This window comes from Kocuria sp. KRD140, assembly GCF_017168375.1.
In the GTDB taxonomy this organism is placed as follows: domain Bacteria; phylum Actinomycetota; class Actinomycetes; order Actinomycetales; family Micrococcaceae; genus Kocuria; species Kocuria marina.
The window spans coordinates 433,240-452,150 of the sequence record NZ_JABFAW010000007.1; the positions used below are offsets into that span (position 1 = coordinate 433,240).

Genomic DNA, 18,911 nt, shown 5'->3' on the forward strand with positions numbered 1-18,911 from the left:
CACCCCGCCCCGCGCGAGGGACGGGGTGGGCCCGCCTCAGCGGGCCCGGTAGTAGGCGAGTTTGTCCTCGTCGATCACGGTGCCGACCCCGGGGACGTCCCGCACGTGGATCTTCCCGTCCACGATCCGCAGGGGCTCGGCCAACAGGTCGTCCGCCATGTCCAGGAAGTTGGACAGCTCCCCCGCGCGCTTGGACGTGTGGGAGAAGGCCGCGCCGAAGGTCACGGACGCGATGGTCCCCACCTGGGTGTCGATCTGGTTGCCCACGTAGACGTCCACGCCCAGGCCCTCCGCGAGACCCACTATCTTGGTGGCCTCAGTGAAGCCCGAGCGCGCGGTCTTGATCGCGAGCAGGTTCGCTCCCCCGCTCAGCAGCTCCTTGGCCGCCGTGCCCAGGTTTGGGGCGGACTCGTCCGCGGCAATCGGGATGGGCGAGGTGCTCACGAGGCGACGTCGGCCCATGACTTCCCGAGCGTCGTCGGGCTCCTCGAGGAACTCCATGCCGAGGTCCGCGGTGAGGCGCAGGACCTCGGAGGCCTCGTTGGCGCTCCACCCGCGGTTGGCATCCATGTAGATCCGCGCCTCGGGACCCAGGCCCTCGCGCAGCACGCGGGCGGCCTCGACGTCGAGCGAGACGGGGTGGCGCCCCGTCTTGAGCTTGAAGGTGGTGATCCCGTAGGTCTCCCGGAACTCCAGGGCGATCTCGAGCAGCTGTTCCGCGGGCTTGAACCCCAGCATGTGGGAGACGCTCATGTGGTCGGTGTACCCGCCCAGCAGCGTGGACACGGGTTGTCCGAGCAGCTGGCCGATCGCGTCCCACACGGCGATGTCCACCGCGCCCTTGGCGGTCTGGTTGTGGAAGGTGCGGTCCATGACGGTCTGCATCCGCTCCCGGGCGAAGGCGTCCAGACCGCTGAGCTGCGGGGAGAAGATGTCCTCGATCACCGCCACGATGGACTTCTGGGTCTCACCGTAGGTGTACGGCCGGGGCGGGGTGTCCGCGGTGCCCACGATGCCCTCGTCCGTGTGCACCCGCACGAGGACGTGGTCCGCTTCCGTCACGGAACCCGAGGCGAAGTGCAGGGGGTGCACGTAGGGGATCGAGTAGGGGATCGCCTCGATGCGGGTGATGTTCATGGTCGCCTTTCTTGAGCGGGTGGTGCTCGGGTCAGTCGTGGTCGGTGACGTCCATGACGAGGTTCAGGAAATTGCCCAGCAGGGCCGAGCGGTCGTCCCGCCGCCAGGCCACGGCCATCTCGGTCACGGGGGAATCCTCAAGGCCCGCGTAGAGCACGCCCTCGAGCTGCAGCGCTCGCACGGACTCGGGGACCACGGCGATCCCGCTGCTGGCCGCGACAAACGAGAGCATGGTGGAGGTCTCGTGGGTGACCTGCGCGATGCGCAGCTGGAAGCCCGCCCGGCGGCACATCTCGGACACGGTGCGGTACACGGCCGATTCCGGCGGGTAGGACACGAAGTTCTGCTCCTGCAGTTCGTTCGCCGCCACGGGCCGCCCGGACGCCAGGGGGCTGTCGCTGGGCATGGCCACCACGAGCTTCTCCCGGCCCACGATCCGGTACTCGATGTCCTGGGATGCCACGGGAGGGCGCAGGATCGCGGCGTCGAGCGTGTGGTCCCGCAGTCCTGCCTCCATGGCTGGCGTCAGCATCTCGCCCTGCAGGGTGAGGGAGACCCCGGGCAGCTGCTCCTTGGCGTGGCGCACGAGCCGCGGCATGACGCTGTAGGTGGCCGAGCCCGAGAAGCCCACGCGCAGCACCCCGGTGGCGCCGTTGCCCACCTGGTAGACGTCCGCCTTGAGCGTCTCCACCTCGTTGATGATCTGACGTCCGCGGTCCAGCAGCTCCTGTCCGGCCGGAGTCAGGTCCACGCGCCGGGTCGTGCGGTCCAGCAGTTTGACGCCGAGCTGTTCCTCGAGCTGACGGATCTGTTGCGACAACGGCGGTTGCGCCATGTGCAAGCGTTTGGCGGCACGGCCGAAGTGCCGCTCCTCCGCCACTGCGATGAAGTAGTTGAGTTGTCGAAGCTCCATGGTTCTCCCCGGTCCGCGTCCGCCACCTTGATATGGATTTTAGCCATAATCACAGGGATTAGAAATAGATATTGTCAGAATTCGACGACGCCCGCCCAGCTCCGTACGCACCTCCCCGGGCAGGGTGGGTGCGCGCGGGCCCGAGCGGGCGTCGTCGTCGTCGAAGTGCACACCGGCGGAAGCCGGGATGCCCTGAAATACGCGCAGCAGGATGAGCAGGATCGCACCCCACGAACCGATGCTCGCGGAGGACGGGATCAGCCCGATCAGCGTGGAGCCGATACCCATGACGAACATGGGCAGGATGAACATCTTCTTCCGGCCCAGTTTGTCCCCGAAGTGACCGAAGATCGCACCGCCCAGGGGCCGCGCGAGGTAGCCCGCGGCGAACGTCCCGCAGGAGGCGATCACACCGGCCACCGGGTCCAGGTCCTGGAAGAACACGTGCGGGAACACCAGCGCGGAGGCGGAGGCGTAGAGCAGGAAGTCGTAGTATTCGATGGTGGAGCCCAGGTACCTGGAGAGGATCACGCGGTGCGCTTCCCTGTCCTGCGGCCTGCGATCCATGGACCGCAGCTCGGTCCCCGGGGCGGTGGTTGATGACATGGTGATTCCTCGGGATCAGGCACGTTCGCGCAAGACGTTCTTCTGGATCTTGCCCGTGGTGGTGCGCGGCAGTTCGGCCACGACCTCCACCCGGGTGGGAAGCTTGTAGGTGGCCAGCCCCTCGCGCAGCCGGGTGAGGATCTCGTTCCCGCTCAGCTCGGGGGCGTCCTCGAACAGCACGACGAACGCGCGGCCGGTCTCGCCCCAACGCCCGTCCGGCACACCGATCACGGCCGCTTCCTGGATCTCCTCGAGACCCGGCAGGGCTTTCTCCACCTCCGCGGGGTACACGTTCTCCCCGCCCGAGATGTACATGTCCTTCATGCGGTCCTTGGTGTAGAGGTACCCGTCCTCGTCCTCCACGGCGATGTCCCCGGAGTCACCACGTCCGGGGTGCGGAACTGACGGTGGATGATAATGGTCCCGCCCAGCATGAATGTGGGCAGCGTCATCATGGTCAGCCCGGCAATGTGGAACAGGGGCGCCACGGCCAGGTGGTCCTCGTCCTGGCGCGGGTCCTGACCGATCAGGGTGTTGACGTACTGGTAGAAGAGGTTGCCTGGTGCGTGAGCGTGGCACCCTCGGGCCGGCCCGTGGTCCCGGACGTGTACATGATCAGGGCCAGGTCGTCCTGCTCCACCGGTTCGTCCACGAGCTCCTCGGAACCGGAGGCCAGGAACCGCTCGTACTCCTCCCCGGGTCCGCCGCCGTCCACACTCACCCAGGAGCGCACGCCGGTCAGTTCGGCCTCCAGACCCGCAGCATTCTCGCGTTGGTCCTGCCCGAAGACCACGGTGGTGGCACCGCAGTCGCCCAGAATGTACTCCACTTCCGCCTGCCGCAGTTGGGGGTTCACCAGGACTGCGGCCGCCCCGATCGACCCCGCGGCGAAGAACGTCTCCAGCAGGGCGGGGTGGTTGAGCCCCATGTAGGCCCCCCGGCCCCCGTGGCGCACGCCCGTTCGGCAGGAGTTGTTCCGACCGAGCTGATCCCGGCCGATGAGGTGTCAGGAGTCCAACAGGTTGTTCTTGATGATGTCCTGCTTGACCGCTCGCCGCAGGGTCTTACCGAGCATCGTGCGGGGCAGGTCGTCCATGGCCACGATCCGGCGCGGCACCTTGTAGCGGGTGACCTTGTCGTAGCAGTGCTTGCGCAGGGCGTCCTCATCTAGGGTGACCCCGGGTTCCAGCACGACCGCCGCAACCACGGTCTCGTTGCCGTCGTCGTTGGGGATGCCCACCACGGCCGCGTCCGCGACACTGTCGTGCAGTTTCAGGGCGGTCTCCACCTCGGAGGGGGCCACGTTGAAGCCGCCCGTGATCACCACTTCCTTGATCCGGTCCACCACGCGCAGGAAGCCGTCCTGGTCCACCGTCACGATGTCACCGGTGCGCAACCAGCCGTCCTCCGTGAACAGTTTCGCGGTCTCCTCGGGGCGCTTCCAGTAGCCCTGCGTGACCTGGGGGCCCTTGACCAGCAGCTCACCCTCCGCGTCCACGGGAACGTCCTCACCTGTCTCCGGATCCACCATGCGCACGTCCGTGCTGGGGAAGGGGATGCCGATCGAACCCGAACGGCGGTGCTCGTTGAGGGGGTTGCACGCGACCAACGGGGAGCACTCGGTGAGGCCGTAGCCTTCAATCAGCACCCCGCCCGTGGCGTCCTCCCACGTCTCGACCAGGGGCACGGGCAAGGTCATGGCTCCGGACACCGCCACCCGGATGCCGGTGAGATCCTTCCCCTGCTCAGCGGCGGCGTCGAGCACCTTCTGGTACACGGGCGGGACGGCCGGCAGCACCGTGGGCATGCTCTTCTTCATGGCCCGCAGGATGAGGTCCGCGCGCACGGTGGGGAACAGGACGAGCTTAGCGCCCAGGGACATCGCGAACGTGACACCCAGGGTCAGCCCGAAGGCGTGGAACAGGGGCAGCACGCCGTAGACGACCTCGTCGGACGAGCTGTCCAACCAGTGCTGGCCCATCACGGCGTTGGACTCCAGATTGCGGTGGCTCAGCATGGCGCCCTTGGGCAGGCCCGTGGTCCCGGACGTGTACTGCAGCAGGGCGATGTCCGTGGCCGCGGGCCGGGGGTGGTCCTCACGGATCGGGTCGGAGTCCACGAGGGACTTCCACGCGATGGTCCCCGGGGCCGGCTGGGTGAGCTCTCGGCGCTGCTCGGCGAGCTTCTTGAGGGGCAGGCGCAGTCCCACGCGCATCATCGTGGGCATGCTCGCGGTGATGTCCACGGCCACGACGTGCTCGACGGCCAGGTCCTTGGGCATCCCGGTGATCCTCGCGGCGATCTTGTCCCACGCGATCACCACGCGCGCACCGTGGTCCTCGAACTGGTGGCGCAGTTCCGGGGTCGTGTACAGCGGGTTGTGTTCCACCACGATGGCCCCGAGCCGCAGGGCGGCGTAGAAGGCCACGATGTGCTGGGGGCAGTTGGGCAGCACGATGGCCACGCGGTCCCCGGCCTGCACGCCCAGCAGCCGCAGTCCTTCCGCGACCCGTCGCACCTGGTCACCGAGCTGCGCGTACGTCATTCCCGCGCCGAAGAACTCGACCGCCGTCTTCGCGCCGTGGCGGGCCACCGATTTCTCGAGCATGTGCACCAGGGAGGTCTCGGGCAGCTCCAGGTCTCGGGGAACGCCGGGGTCGTAGCTCGCCGTCCACGGGCGGGTCGCCAGGAAGTCTCGGGAATTCGTCTCAGCCATGTCAGCGAGGCTACCGTCCCGCCCGTCCCGCCGTGGGACATTCGCCCGCGTCCCACGACGACGTCGCACCCGGCGTCCCGGACCCGTCCCACGGTCCCGGTCTCGATAGACTTCTGGGGACCCGCCACCGGAATCCCCGCCGAATCGAGGCCCTCCATGTCCCCCTCCACCGCTCGCGATCCTCTCGATGACGGCAACGCACCCTGGACCGAGCCGACCTCCCGGGTGAGCCCCGCCGGCGATGCCCAGGCCACGCGCCCCCTCCCCCGTCCCGGGGTCCGGCACGACGACGCCGCGGCCGGCGACACCGCCACCCTGCCGTCGGTCTCCCCGTACGACGACGTCCGCTCCCCCGCCCGGGACACGGCACCGCGCACGGGACGCACCGGCGTCGCCTCCGGACGCCTGCACCCGCGGGACGAGCGCTCCGGCAACACGGACCCCGTGGGCGACGACCACCTCACACCCCCGAGCGAGCGGATCTCGGCCGAGGCCGCGTGGGACTCCATGCGCCCCGCGGTGCGCCCGGAGGGCTCCACCGCCGCGGCCCGGCCCACAGTGGAGGAACTGCGGCGGCGGCAGCGCCAGCACTTCGGCGGTATGCAACTGATCCCCGGGGTGTTGGGACTGCTCACGGCCATCTCACTGGGTGGCCTGTTGCTCACGCTCGCCGGGCTGCTGGGACCCCAGCTGGGCCTCGACGTGACCCGGGGAGCGGGCGACACCCTGGCCCGGGCATGGCAGGCGCCGGGGGCGGCGCAGTCGTGGATCGCCGTCGCCGTCCTGGGCGTCGTGGAACTGCTCTCGATGATCGCGGGAGGGTACGTGGCCGGGCGCATGGCGCGCTTCTCGGGGGTCGCCCAGGGCGTGAGCGTGTGGCTGTGGTCCCTGCTGGCGCGCGCCGTCGCCTCGGTCGCGGTGTTGCTGTGGGCCGACGCCGCCACGGCGGCCGGTCCCCGCTGGGTCGCGCAGGAGCTGATCGGGAGCGATGTGGGAATGGGTCTCATCGCGCTCGCGGGTCTCGTGCTGCTGGGACTCGCGGGCGCGGTCCTGGGCGGGGTGTGGGGCATGCGCTACCACCGTAAAGTGGACGCCTGGACGGTTTCGAATGCAATAAGCTAGTAGACTTCCGTTCTGTCGAGGGTCTGGGCTGGGTCCTCACTGGGGAGTACGGAGGAAATTTCTATGCCTTCAACACTCGTCGCCGTAGTCGACGATCATGAAGTGGTCCGTGAAGGCGTGCGTCTGGTGTCCATGACATCGCTCGCGGACGTCAAGCTCGTGGGGTCATCAGATTCCGTGTCCACCCTGTTGGACCAGTTGGGCCGGGACCCGGAGAATCCCGCCCTCACCGCGCAGGGCTCGAAACGCATCGAGTGCGACGTCGTCCTGCTGGACCTGTCCCTGGCGGACAAGTCACGCCCGGCGGGCAACGTGGAACGGTTGCGCAGCGCCGGGATGAAGGTGCTGATCTTCAGCATCGGCGAGAACGCCGGGTTGATCCGCGAGGCGCTGCGCGCCGGCGCCCTGGGGTTGGTGCGCAAATCGGACCCGCTCGAGCACGCCATCGAGGAGGCGCGGGCGATCGCGGACGGCAAACCCGTGATCACCAAGGAACTGGCCGCGGCCATCGACGGGGACGTCGAGTTCTCCCGCGCCGCCCTGTCCCCGCGCGAACGCGAGACCCTGCGCCTGTACGCCTCCGGGTTCGCCCAGGTGCAGGTCGCCCGCCGCATGGGGATCAAGCAGTCCGCGGTGAAGACCAACATCGACCGGATCCGTGAGAAGTACGCGCGGATCGGGCGCCCGGCCCCCACCAAGATCGACCTGCGGATCCGCGCGATCGAGGACGGTCTCGTGGACCCCGAGGACGACGTGACGAGCGCCGAGAAGAAGCTGTGATTCCCCCACCGGACACCCCGTGATCCTGCTGGGGAGGCCACCGGAGGGCCGGGCCCGCTCCTACCGGACGGTCAACACGCGGTTGCGGTGGAAGCGCTTCTTCGCGACCACCGCCCCGGACGAGCTCGGGCTGAACACCTACCGCGCCCACTGGTTCGCGATGATCGGCTTCGGCGTGTTCGCAGTGACCCACCTGATCGAGGTGCTGCCCATCTTCGCGCAACAGCAGCACTCCCTCCACGGGTGGTACACGATCTTCCTGTTGGCGCTCGCGGTGCTCACCGGCCTCACCCTGTTCTATGGGTTGCGTCATTCCGTGCGCCCCTGGGTGTTCCTGGCCTACACGGCCGTGGTCTCCGCGGCCATCCTGGCCCTGCCGCTCGCGTGGACGGGTGAGCCCATGCCCCAGAACCCCTGGATCTCGGGGTTCATCATCCTGGCGGTGGGAGCGGCGGCGGTGCTGTGGAGCCCCACGGCCGCCATCCTGTACATGATCATGAACGAGGGCGTGTACGCCCTGATCTCCGCCCTGCTCATCACCGCGGAGCCCATCCCGGAGTCATGGCTCACGGCGGGACTCTCCCGCATGGTGTTCAGCCTCATGCTCGTGGTGGTCCTCACCGCCGGCAAGCACGGTGTCGAGCGCATGGACATCGCCTACGCCGAGGCCTTGTCGCAGACGCTCGCGCTGCGGCGCAGCCGTTCGGAGACCGCCGACCAGGAGCGAATCGACCGGTTGATCCACGACAACGTGATGGCCGCCCTGTTGGACGCCTCCCGCACCCGGGGTGTCCTACCCAAGCGCACGCGCCAGCTCGCCGCACGGGCCCTGGACATCCTGGCCGAGGAGTCCGACCGCCCCTCCGCGAACCACACCGTGATGGTCCACGTGCTCATGGACGAGCTCATGGAGGCCCTCGCCCCGTGGCGCGCACGTGTGCGATTCACCAACCTGCGGGCACCCATGCGGCCCGTGGGCGAACCGCGGGTGTTCGTCCCCGCGGACGTGGCGCACGGTTTGACCCAGGCCGTGACGGAAGCGGTGTCCAACAGCGCCCGGCACTCGGGCAGTGAGTACACGACCGTGTCGATGGAGGGTGAGCTGTGCCCCGCCAGCGGGACCAATCCCGAGGGCTTCTTCCTGCGGTTCACGATCAGTGACGACGGCCGGGGCTTCAACTACTACGACGTCCCCAACCGGCGGCTCGGGGTGCGCGTGTCCATCGTGGAGAACCTTGAGTCCATCGGCGGACGAGTGTCCCTGGACACCGCACCGGGGCGTGGGACGCGTGTGACGCTGGTGTGGCCCAAGGACGTGACGGCATGAGCGGGTCCACGCGCGCGGTCTTCGCCCACCGCCACATGCGCCTCACCCTGCTGGCGGCATTCTGCGCACCCTTCGTGGCCGCCGTGGGCTACCTCCAGGATTCCATCCGACCCGAGCAGTTGGCCGTGTCCGTGGTGAACTACGCGCTGGCCGGGTCCATCATCGCGCTACCCCGCTGGGACGGTTCCCAATTCCCCCTGATCCCCACCGCGTTGACGTCCGTCCTGTTCCTGGTGGCCGCCCAGCAGGGCTACGCCGCGACCCCCGTGACGCTGCAGGCGGGACAGACCCCGTGGTTCCATCTCGGGTTTATCGCCCTGTTGTTCGGCCTGGGGATGCGACGCCGCCCCGGCTGGGCCTTCGCGGTGTGGCTCGGTGTCACGGTGTTGTCCGTGAGCCGGTGGCCCGTGGTCAACGGGGTGATCATGCCCATCGAGGCATATCACGTGGTGGGCATCGCCGTGGTGCTCGTGACGTGGATGGTCGAGCGGCAGTACGACTTCTTCATGCGGGGCAGACAGGACACCCAGCGCCTACTGGCCACCGCGCGCAGCCGCGACGAGGCCGAGAAGGGGATGCGCTATGCCTCCAACCGGCGGGTGGACGAGGTCCGCCGGTTGGCCGGTGGGCTGCTGGAGCAGATCGCCAAGGATTCCTCCGAGGTGACCGACTACGACGTCCAGCAGTTCCGCCTCACCGAGGCCCAACTGCGGGACAGTATCCGCGGTCGCTCCATCGCGACGCCCTACATCCTGGAGCTCACCCGCGCGGCACGTGCCCGGGGGATCACCGTGGACATCCTGGACGAGCGCGGCAGTGCTCCGTCGCCCGAGGTTCTGGAAGCCACCACACAGCAGCTCTCGGCGATCCTCGCGAACGCCCGCTCCGGCGCCGTGACCGTGCGGGCTCTGCCCCCGGGTGACCCCACCGCGGTGTTCATCGTCCACGACTCCCAGGACCCGGACGCCGATCCCGTGGCCGTGGAGATCGCAGACGGCACGGGGGCCGTTTCCGTTTTCTGACCCCGGATGCCTCGAGCATGCATTCCGCATGACGACGCCGCGGCGCTGCGTCTCCCGGTCAGGCCACGCAGAAGCTGATGCTGGGAATGGCGAGGAATTCCCACCCGCCCGCGACCGGCGCCGTATAGGTGAAGGTCAGGGACGAGAACCGCGATGTCGTGTTCGTGCTCATGACGTTCCGTACCGTTTTCGTCTGTGAACTCACGTACTCCGCCGAACGAAAAAAGGTGGCCCCCGCAGCACCCCTCGTCGCGTTGGCGGACGTCAAGTCCCCCGTCATGACCCAGGGTTGATCGATCGTCACGGTGTCTGTGTACTGGTATGCGCCACTCGACAGGGTGCTGTTTAACCGGGTGATGTCCAGGATGGTGATGCTCGCCGACGTCAGTGGGACCGGGAATTCGAACGTCACCCTGGTGGTCGTGTTGTACCCGATGTTCAGCACGAGCCCGGGAGATGCCTGGGTGAGCCCGGAGATGGGATAAGGGGCTGTGCTCGTCGGGTAGCCGTTCTGCTCGCCTTGGTAATCGAACTTGCCGTTGAACTTCGAACTGTACATCCCAGTTGACGGGCCGACACTGCGCGGATTCACCGCCTCAGCTTTGCCGCCACGGACAACTCTCGTGGTGACCGTGACGGACGGCGCGTTCACCTGCGAGATGGCTGTGCCCGTCAGCCCGTTCGCGTCCGTACCCACCGCGAATTGGGAAAAGCTGTAGTTGTAGCACCCCCCCGCACCGGCCGGACCGAGACACCCATGTACCCGCCTCATCCACGACGGTCCCGCCCCGCGGCAATCGCCCTGCACAGCGCGCCCGCCGGGCGGGTTCACACGCCGGTGATACCCGGGGGCCCGCGAGCGCGGATCACAGGACACCACCCGCCCTAGCGTGCTGCCATGACGACTTCATCGGAGACCACCTCGGCAGATGCCCAGGACACCTCACATTCCACGCCCCACACCGCCTTCCGGGTGGTGCACTGCGGGGACGGGTTGGGGCGCTGCCCGTGGGCCGTGAGCACACCCGGGGCGCTCGCGGATCACGATCACGACTGGGGGACGGCCCCCTCGAGCGCGGACGAGTACTTCGCCACGCTCACCCTGGAACTCGTGGACTCGGGGCTGGCCCGGTGGTCGCAGTCCGCGCGCCACGGTTCGTGGTACCTCCACATGGCCGATCTCGAACCCGCCCGCGTGTCCCTGTTCGACGAGGACGACGTGGACGACCTCCTCGTCAACGCCGAACTCATCCGCAACCGCGCCAAGATCGAGGCCGTGATCCACAACGCGGAGGTGTGCCGGGACTGGGACATGGACCGGTGGCTCGCGCTGCTCGAGGAGGCCGGGGTGCCCTTCCCGGGTGACGCCCCGGAAGCGGCGCCGGACAACGCGCTGGAACTCCCGGACAGTTCCACGGAGTCCCGCCGACTGTCCCAGGTGCTGCGATCCCACGGCATCGTGCTGGTGGGCCCGGTCACCGCCTACCGATGGTTGCAGCGCATCGGCCGGGCACCGGGCCACCTCGCCGGGTGCTTCCGCACGGAGCCGGGCGACGGCGGCTGAGCATCAGTCAAGCAGCAGAGCGGGTTCCTCGAGGATGCGGGCCACGTCCGCCATGAACCGCGCGGAGAGGTCACCGTCCACCACGCGGTGATCGAAGGAACCCCCCAGGGTCGTGATCCACCGCGGGATGACGTCCCCGTCCACGACCCACGGCTTCTGCTTGATGGTCCCGAAGGCCACGATGGCGGCTTCACCGGGGTTGATGATGGGGGTTCCCGTGTCGATGCCCAGCGCACCGATGTTCGTGATGGACAGCGTCCCACCCTGCATGTCCCCCGGCTGGGTGCGCCCGGCGCGCGCGGTCTGCGTCAGCTCGTGCAGCGCGATCGCCAGCTCCCGGAGGCTGAGGTCCTGCGCGTCCTTGATGTTGGGAACCAGCAGACCCCGGGGCGTGGCCGCGGCGATACCCAGGTTCATGTAGCGCTTGATGATGATCTCGGTGTCGGTCCACGTGGCGTTGACCTGCGGGTTGCGGGCGGCCGCCCAGATCACGGCCTTGGCCAGGATCAACAGCGGCGTGACCTTCACACCCTCGAAGTGCGGGGACTGCTTGAGCCGCTTGACGAACTCCATGGTCCGTGAGGCGTCCACCTCCACGAAGATCGACACGTGGGGCGCGCTGAAGGCGGACTTGACCATGTTCTGGGCGGTGGCCTTGCGCACGCCCTTGACGCGGATGCGTTCCTCCCGCACGTTGGCCGGCTGGCCGGTGTGGGTCCAGAACGTGTCCGGGCCGTCCTCCACCTCGCGCAGGTGTGCCGCGTAGGCGAGCAGGTCGCGTTTGGTGACCTGGCCGCCGTCGCCGGTGGCCTGCACGTCCGCGAGATCGATGCCCATCTCCTTGGCCGCCTTGCGCACCGGGGGCTTGGCCAGGTTCGGACGGCGCGGGATCGACGCCGAGGCGGGCCCCTGTTCGGCACCCTCGTCCCGAGACTTCAACCAGGACTCCCCGCGGTCCCGAATCTTCCCGGCCTTCTCCGCGAGGTCCACGGCGGCACTTCCCAGTCCCGTGCGGGACAACCGGTCCGCCCAACCGTGCTTGCGCTCGTCGGCCGGCCCCGCGGCGTCGTCGGCGCGGGAGGTCGAGGCGCTCAGACCCTGGGGCGCCTCGGCGTCCGTGCGCATGCCCACGCGGGTACGACGCCGCCGACGCACCGGGTCCGCCTTGGGCCCCGAGCCCACGAGGGCCTTGCCCTGGGCGGAGTCCATGCTGCGCCCCGAACCGGACGTGGCGTCCTCACCGGTCGACGCGGCGGTGTCGGGCGCGGTGGCGTCGGCCAGACCGTCCTCCGGGGCGGAACCCGTGTAGCCGGGGTCAGTGGCACCGGCGGGAGCGTCGTCGGCGGAGCTCACGGAGATGATGGGCGTGCCCACCTCCACGGTGTCCCCCTCCGCGACGAGGATCTCCTGGACCGTGCCCTCGAACGGCGAGGGCAGCTCCACCACGGACTTGGCGGTCTCGATCTCCACGAGCACCTGGTTGACGGACACGGTGTCCCCCTCGGACACCTTCCAGGCCACGATGTCGGCCTCGGTCAGACCCTCACCCACGTCGGGCAGTGTGAATACCTGGGACATGACTTCTCCCTCCGGGCCACCGTGTCCGCGCCGGATCACGGTGGGGTGGATGCTCTAGTAGGCGAAGGACCGGTCGAGTGCTTCGAGCACCCGGTCCAGATCCGGGACGTAGTTCTCCTCCACGGCTGCGGGAGGATAGGGCAGATGGTAGGCGCCCACGCGCAGCACGGGAGCCTCGAGCGAGTAGAACGCACGCTCGGTGACGCGCGCGGCGATCTCCCCGCCCAGACCACCGAACGTGGGGGCCTCGTGGGCGATCACCAGGCGACCCGTCTTGCGCACGGACGCCGTGACGGTGTCGAAGTCAATGGGTGACAGGCTGCGCAGGTCGATGACCTCCACGCTGCGCCCGTCCTCCCGGGCGGCCTCGGCGGCGGCGAGCGCCACCGGCACGAGCGGTCCCCACGCCACGATCGTGGCTTCCTCACCCTCGCGGATCACGGAGGCCTTGAACGGGTCCCCCGGGGAAGTCTTCTCGTCCACCTCGCCCTTGAGCCAGTACCGGCGCTTGGGTTCGAAGATGATGACGGGGTCGTCGCACGCGATGGCCTGCTGCGACATCCAGTAGGCGTCCTGCGCGTTCGACGGCGCGAGCAAGCGCAGTCCCGCCGTGTGGGCGAACAGCGCCTCCGGGGATTCCGAGTGGTGTTCCACGGAGCCGATCACACCTCCGTACGGGATGCGGATCGTCACGGGAACCGTGAGCTGCCCGTCCGAGCGGGCGTGGATCTTGGCCAGCTGGGTCGTGATCTGGTTGAACGCCGGGAACGTGAACCCGTCGAATTGGATCTCGCACACGGGCCGGTACCCGCGTTCGGCGAGGCCCACCGCGGTGCCCACGATCCCCGCCTCACCGAGGGGTGTGTCCAGCACGCGGTGCGCACCGAACCTGGATTTTAGCCCCTCGGTCACGCGGTACACGCCGCCCAGGGAGCCGATGTCTTCCCCCATGAGCATGACCTTGGGGTTCTCCTCCATGGCCCGTGCGAGCCCGGCATTGATGGCCTTGGCCACGGTCAGCTGTGTCACGCGCCGGCTCCTCGGGTGTCGTGGTCGTCCATCTCGTCCTGGGGCGCGAAGCCCGCCTGGTAGTCCAAGTACTCGGCGCGTTCGGCGTCCACCAGTGAATGCTGCTCGGCGTACGCCTTGGCGAAGGAGTCCTCGAACCGGGGCGGGGTCATGGCCAGGACGTCCGCGCGCATGCGCTGCGCGATCTCGTCGTTCTCGCGCGCCACGGCCTCGAAGAACTCGTCCTCGACCCCGTGGGCGTCCCGCAAGTGGGCCCGCAGCCGGTCCACGGGATCCAGGTGGCCCCACTGCTCTTCCTCGTCCCGTTCGCGGTACTTGGTGGGATCGTCCGCCGTGGTGTGGGCCCCCATGCGGTAGGTCTCCGCCTCGATCAGCACGGGACCCTCTCCCGCGCGGATCTTCTCGAGCGCGTACCGCGTGGCCGCGACGACGCCCAGGATGTCGTTGCCGTCCACGCGCAACCCCTCGAAGCCGTAACCGGCCGCGCGCGTGGCCAGGGGCACGCGGGACTGGGTCGCGAACGGGACCGAGATGGCCCACTGGTTGTTCTGGATGAAGAACAGCACAGGGGCGTCGTAGGACGCCGCGAAGACCATAGACTCGTGGATCTCACCCTCGGTGCTCGCACCGTCCCCGAAGTACGCGATGACGGCCTCCGGGTCGGTTTCCGGCGGAGTGCCCGCATCCTGGGCAGCCTTACGGTCCAGGGCGGTTCCCATGGCGTAACCCACCGCGTGCGGGACCTGGGAGGCGAGCACCATGGTGTAGAGGTTCAGGTTGTGTTTCTCCGGGTCCCAGCCCCCGGCCGTGATGCCGCGGAACAACCGCATCAGATCGGACGGCGCCACACCGCGTTCTAAGGCCACGGCGTGTTCGCGGTAGGACGGGAAGATCCGGTCGGTGGGCAGCGTGGGCCACACAGAACCGACCTGGGCGGCCTCCTGACCCCGCAGGGGCACCCACAGCACGAGCTGGCCCTGACGCTGCAGCGAGGTACCCTCCTCGTCCACGCGCCGCGCCCCGGTCATGGAACGGTAGAGGTGCTGCAACTGTTCGACCGTGACGTCCGCGACGTACGGGGACAACAGGGCATCGTCCGCGATCGCCCCCTGTTCGTCCAGGATCTGGTGACGCGGGAGCGTGCTGGGCACGGCGCCTGCGTGGGTGCGTGATGCCATGGGTGGTGTCGGTCCTTCCGCTGTCCTCGCCTGCCGTCTCGCCACCGTCACGGCGATCCGGGCGTGCGCGGGGGTCTCGGTACTCGTAACGGTCTCAGGGCTGCCCAGGCAAGGGCATGGTGCTGGGGTGCGGGAACGCGGCGCACAGTTCCAGGAACCGGGTGTTCGCCTCGGGCTCCCCGAAACTCACGCGCACCCCTTCCGCACCGAAACGCCGCACGGACAGGGCGTGCTGATCGCACAGCTGGGAGAACGCTTCGCCGTGCTCCCCGAGGGGCAGCCACACGAAGTTCGCCTGGGTGGGCGGGTACTGCCACCCCAGGTCGTCGAGTCCGCGCAGCACGCGCTCCCGTTCGTCCACGACCCGCTGGACCCGTTCCTCGACCTGGTCGATGTTCGTGAGGGACGCGATCGCAGCGAGCTGGGCCACCTCTGTGACACTGAACACCGGCGCGCTCTGGCGCAGGTACTGCGTGACCTCTTGCTGGGCCACGGTGTAACCCACCCGCAGCCCGGCCAGACCGTGGGCCTTGGAGAACGTGCGCAGGGAGACCACATTGGGGTGATCACGGTAGAGCTCGATGCCGTCGGCCAGGCCCTCGGCGCGCTGGAACTCCCAGTACGCCTCGTCCACGACGACCACCACGTGGGACGGGACCCGCTTCAGGAACTCGCGCACGGCGTCGTCACGCAGGCTGGGGCCCGTGGGGTTGTTGGGGGTGCACAGCAGGATGACCCGCGTGCGGTCGGTGACGGCGCGGGCCATCGCGTCGAGATCGTGCGAGCCGTCCGGGAGGTTGGGCACCTGCACGCCGAGCGCGCCGGCCAGACCCACCGAGATCGGATACGCCTCGAACGAGCGCCACGCGTGGATCACCTCGTCCGGGCGACCGTCCTCCCCGGAACCGGCGAAGGCCGCGAGCAGTTGGTTGAGTGCGCCCAGGCTGCCCGCACCGGCCACGACGTCCTGCGCGGGGACGTCCAGGTACTGCGCCAGGGCCTCACGCAGGGCGCTCGCGGCGGGATCCGGATAGCGGTTGTAGGCGTCGAAGGACGCGAGCGCCTCCCGCACGGCCGGAACGGGACCGAAGGGGTTCTCGTTGGATGCCAACTTGTAGGCCACGAGACCGGGGATCCCGGCGGCCGACTTGCCCGCGGCGTACGCGGGGAGCTTGCCGAGTACCGCCCGCGGCGTAACGCGCGTGGTCCGCTGCGGTGACCCCTGCGATCCGGGAGCGGGCGTGGAAGTTTCCATAGCTGCCATGCTAACGCCAGGGACCGCCCCACTTCGTCGGTGCCTCAGTGTTCCTCCCGTCCCTCGTAGACGTACGTTTCGGTGCGCGTCCCGGGCCCATGGGGCACCGCGTCCGCGAGCCGCTGCTCATGGGCCACCACGACCGGGTGCCGCGAATCGGTGATCCCCTGGGCGCCCACCGTGTACACGTACATCTCATGCGCCCCGATCCCCCTGAACCCCTGCTTCAGGGTCAGCGCATCCTGATAGGGGGTGTTCACGCGCACCGTGGATCGGTGGTCGGCATCCGGGTTGGGCACGCCGTCCAGGGTGGGCACGACGTCGTCCACGTGTTCCACCGCCATCACGGACGTGCCCTCGGGGATCTCGAAGTCCCCCACGGGCGAACCGAACGTGGTGACCGCGGCGACGTCATAACGCTCACGGAACGCACGGTTGGCAGCCAGCCCAGCGGCGTCGATCCCGCCCAGGCTGTGGCCCGTGAGCACCACGGTGTCCCCGGAGCGGATGCCCGCGTCCTGCAGCGCCTGCACGGCCATGCGCTGCGCCTGGGGCAGCTCGGTGAGTGCAGCGTCCGGTTGCGCCGTGATGCCCTGCCCGATCCCCTTCAGATCATGCACGCCGGGACTGTCCTCCCACTTCTCGGTCCCGGTCAGCACCACGGAGTACGCCGTCCTCCCGTTCCCGTCCGTGGCCTTCTGCACCATGACCGTGCTGTTCTCGACCTGCGCCCCGTCCGGGCCCGCGCCCGAGACGATGTTCTTGGCGTCCTTGAGCGCCGCGGCGGTCCCCGCGATCGTGGTGGGCACGGCTCCCGCGTGCCGCACCCCCGCCGGAAGCGGTCGCTCGGGCATGCCCGTCATGTGGTGGCGGGCCGCGTTCGCGGCGGTCACCCCGGTGAACACCTCCCGGCGTGCCTCGCGTAACGCGCGCGGGGCGAGCACCGGTCGCAGGGCAGCCGGTACACCGCGGTCGAAGGCCTCTGCCGGGGTCAACCGGCGCCCCTTGCGATACGGCGTGTACCACGCGATGCCCGCCAGAGAAACCGACAGCACGGCGGCCGAGGCGGGCGCGAGCATGGCCCCGAGCACCCCGGGTTCCTCCCCCGCTGCATCCCGCCACGGGTCGCCCGCGCCCCCAGTGGTCTTCTCGGACCTGCCGTACGCGGTGAGCAACCCCACGGCCAGCGCTCGCGCGTGCTGGCCCAGCGTTAAGGGCCTCGGCGCCGACGACGCCGCACCGCCGGTTCTCCCGCCCGGCTCCGCCGCGACGGCACCGGGCACTGGTGCGTCCGCACCGGCTCCCGGGGCGGTGTGGGACCCGGAGGCATTCCGGCCGGGCACGACGGGGTACTGAAGCAGCCCCTCCATGAGATCGTCCAGGCCAGGCCCACGGATGAGGGCGTCGGTCCCGCGCGGACCACCTCCCCGGATGATGACCCCGTACTGCCACGGCTGGACCCTCTGGAGGAATTCGTGCGGTGAGTCGATCCCCGCGCGAGCCAGTGCGACGTCCAAGTCCCCCAGGGCCCGACCGCAATCCCGGGCCAGAGGGCGGGTCACACCGTACAGGCGTGAGCCCCACACCGGCCCCGCCAGCAGGGACATCAACGCCCTCTCCACGGTCTCGTAGTTCTGCCGCGCGAGAACCAGTCGTGCGGCAGAGGCCTTCAGCCCGGCCATCTGCCCGAGTAGGTCGCGGCTCACGAGATCGGCGAGCGCCCCCGCACCCGCCAGGGACGGTTGACCCGTGAGGGACCACAGGTGCAGTTCGGCGGTGACCGGGACGAGCCCGGCGAGGGCGCCGCCCACGGTCTCGGCCACCGCGGTGAGCGAGCCCTCGATCCCCGAGATGACGTCCGTGTTCACGCTGAACGCGCCGCCGCCCGGGACGCCACCCGAGACCTCCATGCTGGTTCTCGCGCCCTCCGCAGCGGCCGCGACCCGCTCGGGATCCCCGTACCCGTCCGGCGCGGGGCGCTCCCCGGAACCCGGGGTGAACAGCTCGCTCTGGAGGTCCTCGGCCCGCCCGTGGACCTCGGTCACGCCGTGTTCCATGCTCACGGCGGTGTCCCGCGGGGACGAGGCGCCCACATCTTCCGCGTCCGGTACGGCGGCGGGGCCACTTCCCTCCACCGGCACGGTCGGCCTCCCGGCCTGTTCCTCACCCGCGGCCGGCACAGCTGCGTCCTCCGAGGATCCGGTGCTCGAGCCCAGCACCGTCCGCGCCGCCGCGGTCACGGCGTCCCGCCCCACGACGCGCTCGCAGCATGGCCCACCGCGAGTCCCACGCCCAGCACCGTGCTCAGTGCCGCGGCCATGGGAGCCCCCACCTGGGCGATGCTCTCCACCGCCGCGACCCGTTCCGCGAGCGCGGCCGCCCCCGTTCGCACGAGCTGAGCGGTTTCACGACAGCGGTGCGAAGCGTCTCGCAGTTCCTGTTCGTGGCGATCGGCGCGGGCCCGGAAGGACCTGGCGCCCGGGCCCTCCCACGATCCGTGGGTCTCCGCGAGGGACGCGATCCGGGAGGCGAGCCCCGCGAGGTGCTCCGCGGCGTCGTCGTAATGACGTGCCAGGAGGCAGAGCCGTTCGTGGACCAGCGCCGAGACCGCCGACGGGGACGTTCCCGGGAACACCGAGCTCGCGAGTTGTGACATGACCGGTTCCTTCCCGCGCCCCACCACG

General features: G+C 69.4%; 17 protein-coding genes and 1 pseudogene. 5 read left to right on the forward strand and 13 right to left on the reverse strand.

What is annotated here, in order from left to right; genetic code table 11:
* Nucleotides 1-36: 36 nt before the first annotated feature.
* From J1M36_RS08375 to J1M36_RS08400, 6 genes and pseudogenes are all read right to left on the reverse strand, one after another.
* Nucleotides 37-1,137 carry a mandelate racemase/muconate lactonizing enzyme family protein gene (locus J1M36_RS08375; RefSeq protein WP_035964038.1) on the reverse strand — a complete coding sequence of 367 codons (1,101 nt, stop codon included), beginning with the start codon at nt 1,135-1,137 and terminating at the stop codon, nt 37-39.
* Between the two features lie 31 nt (nt 1,138-1,168).
* Complete coding sequence (locus J1M36_RS08380) at nt 1,169-2,050, reverse strand: LysR family transcriptional regulator (protein WP_098055071.1); 882 nt, start codon at nt 2,048-2,050, stop codon at nt 1,169-1,171.
* Between the two features lie 186 nt (nt 2,051-2,236).
* A pseudogene (locus tag J1M36_RS08385) lies at nt 2,237-2,656 on the reverse strand (MFS transporter); the annotation flags it as partial.
* Nucleotides 2,657-2,671: 15 nt separating this feature from the next.
* On the reverse strand, nt 2,672-3,019 hold the full coding sequence (locus tag J1M36_RS08390) for a hypothetical protein (RefSeq protein WP_206479041.1): 348 nt from the start codon (nt 3,017-3,019) through the stop codon (nt 2,672-2,674).
* A 163-nt stretch (nt 3,020-3,182) separates the two neighbouring features.
* Entirely contained in the window at nt 3,183-3,584 is a 402-nt protein-coding gene (locus J1M36_RS08395; RefSeq protein ID WP_064847417.1) for an AMP-binding protein, read from the reverse strand.
* A gap of 78 nt (nt 3,585-3,662) precedes the next feature.
* Nucleotides 3,663-5,372, reverse strand: a complete 1,710-nt coding sequence (locus tag J1M36_RS08400) for a long-chain-fatty-acid--CoA ligase (RefSeq protein ID WP_193519030.1) — start codon at nt 5,370-5,372, stop codon at nt 3,663-3,665.
* 156 nt (nt 5,373-5,528) lie between these two features.
* Between J1M36_RS08400 and J1M36_RS13005 the strand changes: the two genes are divergently transcribed.
* The 4 genes from J1M36_RS13005 (at nt 5,529) to J1M36_RS08420 (ending at nt 9,623) form a co-directional block, all read left to right on the forward strand.
* The gene (locus J1M36_RS13005) at nt 5,529-6,494 is read left to right on the forward strand and encodes a hypothetical protein (protein ID WP_098055077.1); all 966 of its coding nucleotides are present in this window, start codon (nt 5,529-5,531) and stop codon (nt 6,492-6,494) included.
* Nucleotides 6,495-6,557: 63 nt separating this feature from the next.
* On the forward strand, nt 6,558-7,274 hold the full coding sequence (locus J1M36_RS08410) for a response regulator transcription factor (protein WP_085106122.1): 717 nt from the start codon (nt 6,558-6,560) through the stop codon (nt 7,272-7,274).
* 19 nt (nt 7,275-7,293) lie between these two features.
* Entirely contained in the window at nt 7,294-8,601 is a 1,308-nt protein-coding gene (locus J1M36_RS08415) for an ATP-binding protein (protein WP_342358313.1), read from the forward strand.
* Nucleotides 8,598-9,623, forward strand: coding sequence for a hypothetical protein (locus J1M36_RS08420; protein WP_064847421.1), 1,026 nt, complete (start codon nt 8,598-8,600; stop codon nt 9,621-9,623). The genes J1M36_RS08415 and J1M36_RS08420 overlap by 4 nt, the downstream gene beginning before the upstream one ends.
* Before the next feature lie 58 nt (nt 9,624-9,681).
* On the opposite strand, the gene J1M36_RS08425 is transcribed toward J1M36_RS08420, so the two are convergent.
* Nucleotides 9,682-10,320 carry a hypothetical protein gene (locus J1M36_RS08425; protein WP_193519031.1) on the reverse strand — a complete coding sequence of 213 codons (639 nt, stop codon included), beginning with the start codon at nt 10,318-10,320 and terminating at the stop codon, nt 9,682-9,684.
* A 201-nt stretch (nt 10,321-10,521) separates the two neighbouring features.
* Here J1M36_RS08425 and J1M36_RS08430 point away from each other — a divergent pair, with 201 nt between their 5' ends.
* Nucleotides 10,522-11,187 carry a DNA-3-methyladenine glycosylase I gene (locus J1M36_RS08430; protein ID WP_082943480.1) on the forward strand — a complete coding sequence of 222 codons (666 nt, stop codon included), beginning with the start codon at nt 10,522-10,524 and terminating at the stop codon, nt 11,185-11,187.
* Between the two features lie 3 nt (nt 11,188-11,190).
* On the opposite strand, the gene J1M36_RS08435 is transcribed toward J1M36_RS08430, so the two are convergent.
* The 6 genes from J1M36_RS08435 to J1M36_RS08460 all read right to left on the reverse strand — a co-directional run bounded on the left by J1M36_RS08435 (nt 11,191) and on the right by J1M36_RS08460 (nt 18,883).
* Entirely contained in the window at nt 11,191-12,765 is a 1,575-nt protein-coding gene (locus tag J1M36_RS08435; RefSeq protein WP_193519032.1) for a dihydrolipoamide acetyltransferase family protein, read from the reverse strand.
* 54 nt (nt 12,766-12,819) lie between these two features.
* The gene (locus J1M36_RS08440; protein ID WP_064847424.1) at nt 12,820-13,794 is read right to left on the reverse strand and encodes an alpha-ketoacid dehydrogenase subunit beta; all 975 of its coding nucleotides are present in this window, start codon (nt 13,792-13,794) and stop codon (nt 12,820-12,822) included.
* On the reverse strand, nt 13,791-14,972 hold the full coding sequence (locus J1M36_RS08445) for a thiamine pyrophosphate-dependent enzyme (protein WP_193519033.1): 1,182 nt from the start codon (nt 14,970-14,972) through the stop codon (nt 13,791-13,793). The genes J1M36_RS08440 and J1M36_RS08445 overlap by 4 nt, the downstream gene beginning before the upstream one ends.
* A gap of 94 nt (nt 14,973-15,066) precedes the next feature.
* Nucleotides 15,067-16,227: a histidinol-phosphate transaminase gene (locus J1M36_RS08450; RefSeq protein WP_206479042.1), complete on the reverse strand. Its 1,161-nt coding sequence runs from the start codon at nt 16,225-16,227 to the stop codon at nt 15,067-15,069.
* 44 nt (nt 16,228-16,271) lie between these two features.
* Entirely contained in the window at nt 16,272-18,284 is a 2,013-nt protein-coding gene (locus J1M36_RS08455; protein WP_193519320.1) for a hypothetical protein, read from the reverse strand.
* A gap of 179 nt (nt 18,285-18,463) precedes the next feature.
* Complete coding sequence (locus J1M36_RS08460) at nt 18,464-18,883, reverse strand: hypothetical protein (protein ID WP_193519034.1); 420 nt, start codon at nt 18,881-18,883, stop codon at nt 18,464-18,466.
* Between the last annotated feature and the right edge of the window lie 28 nt (nt 18,884-18,911).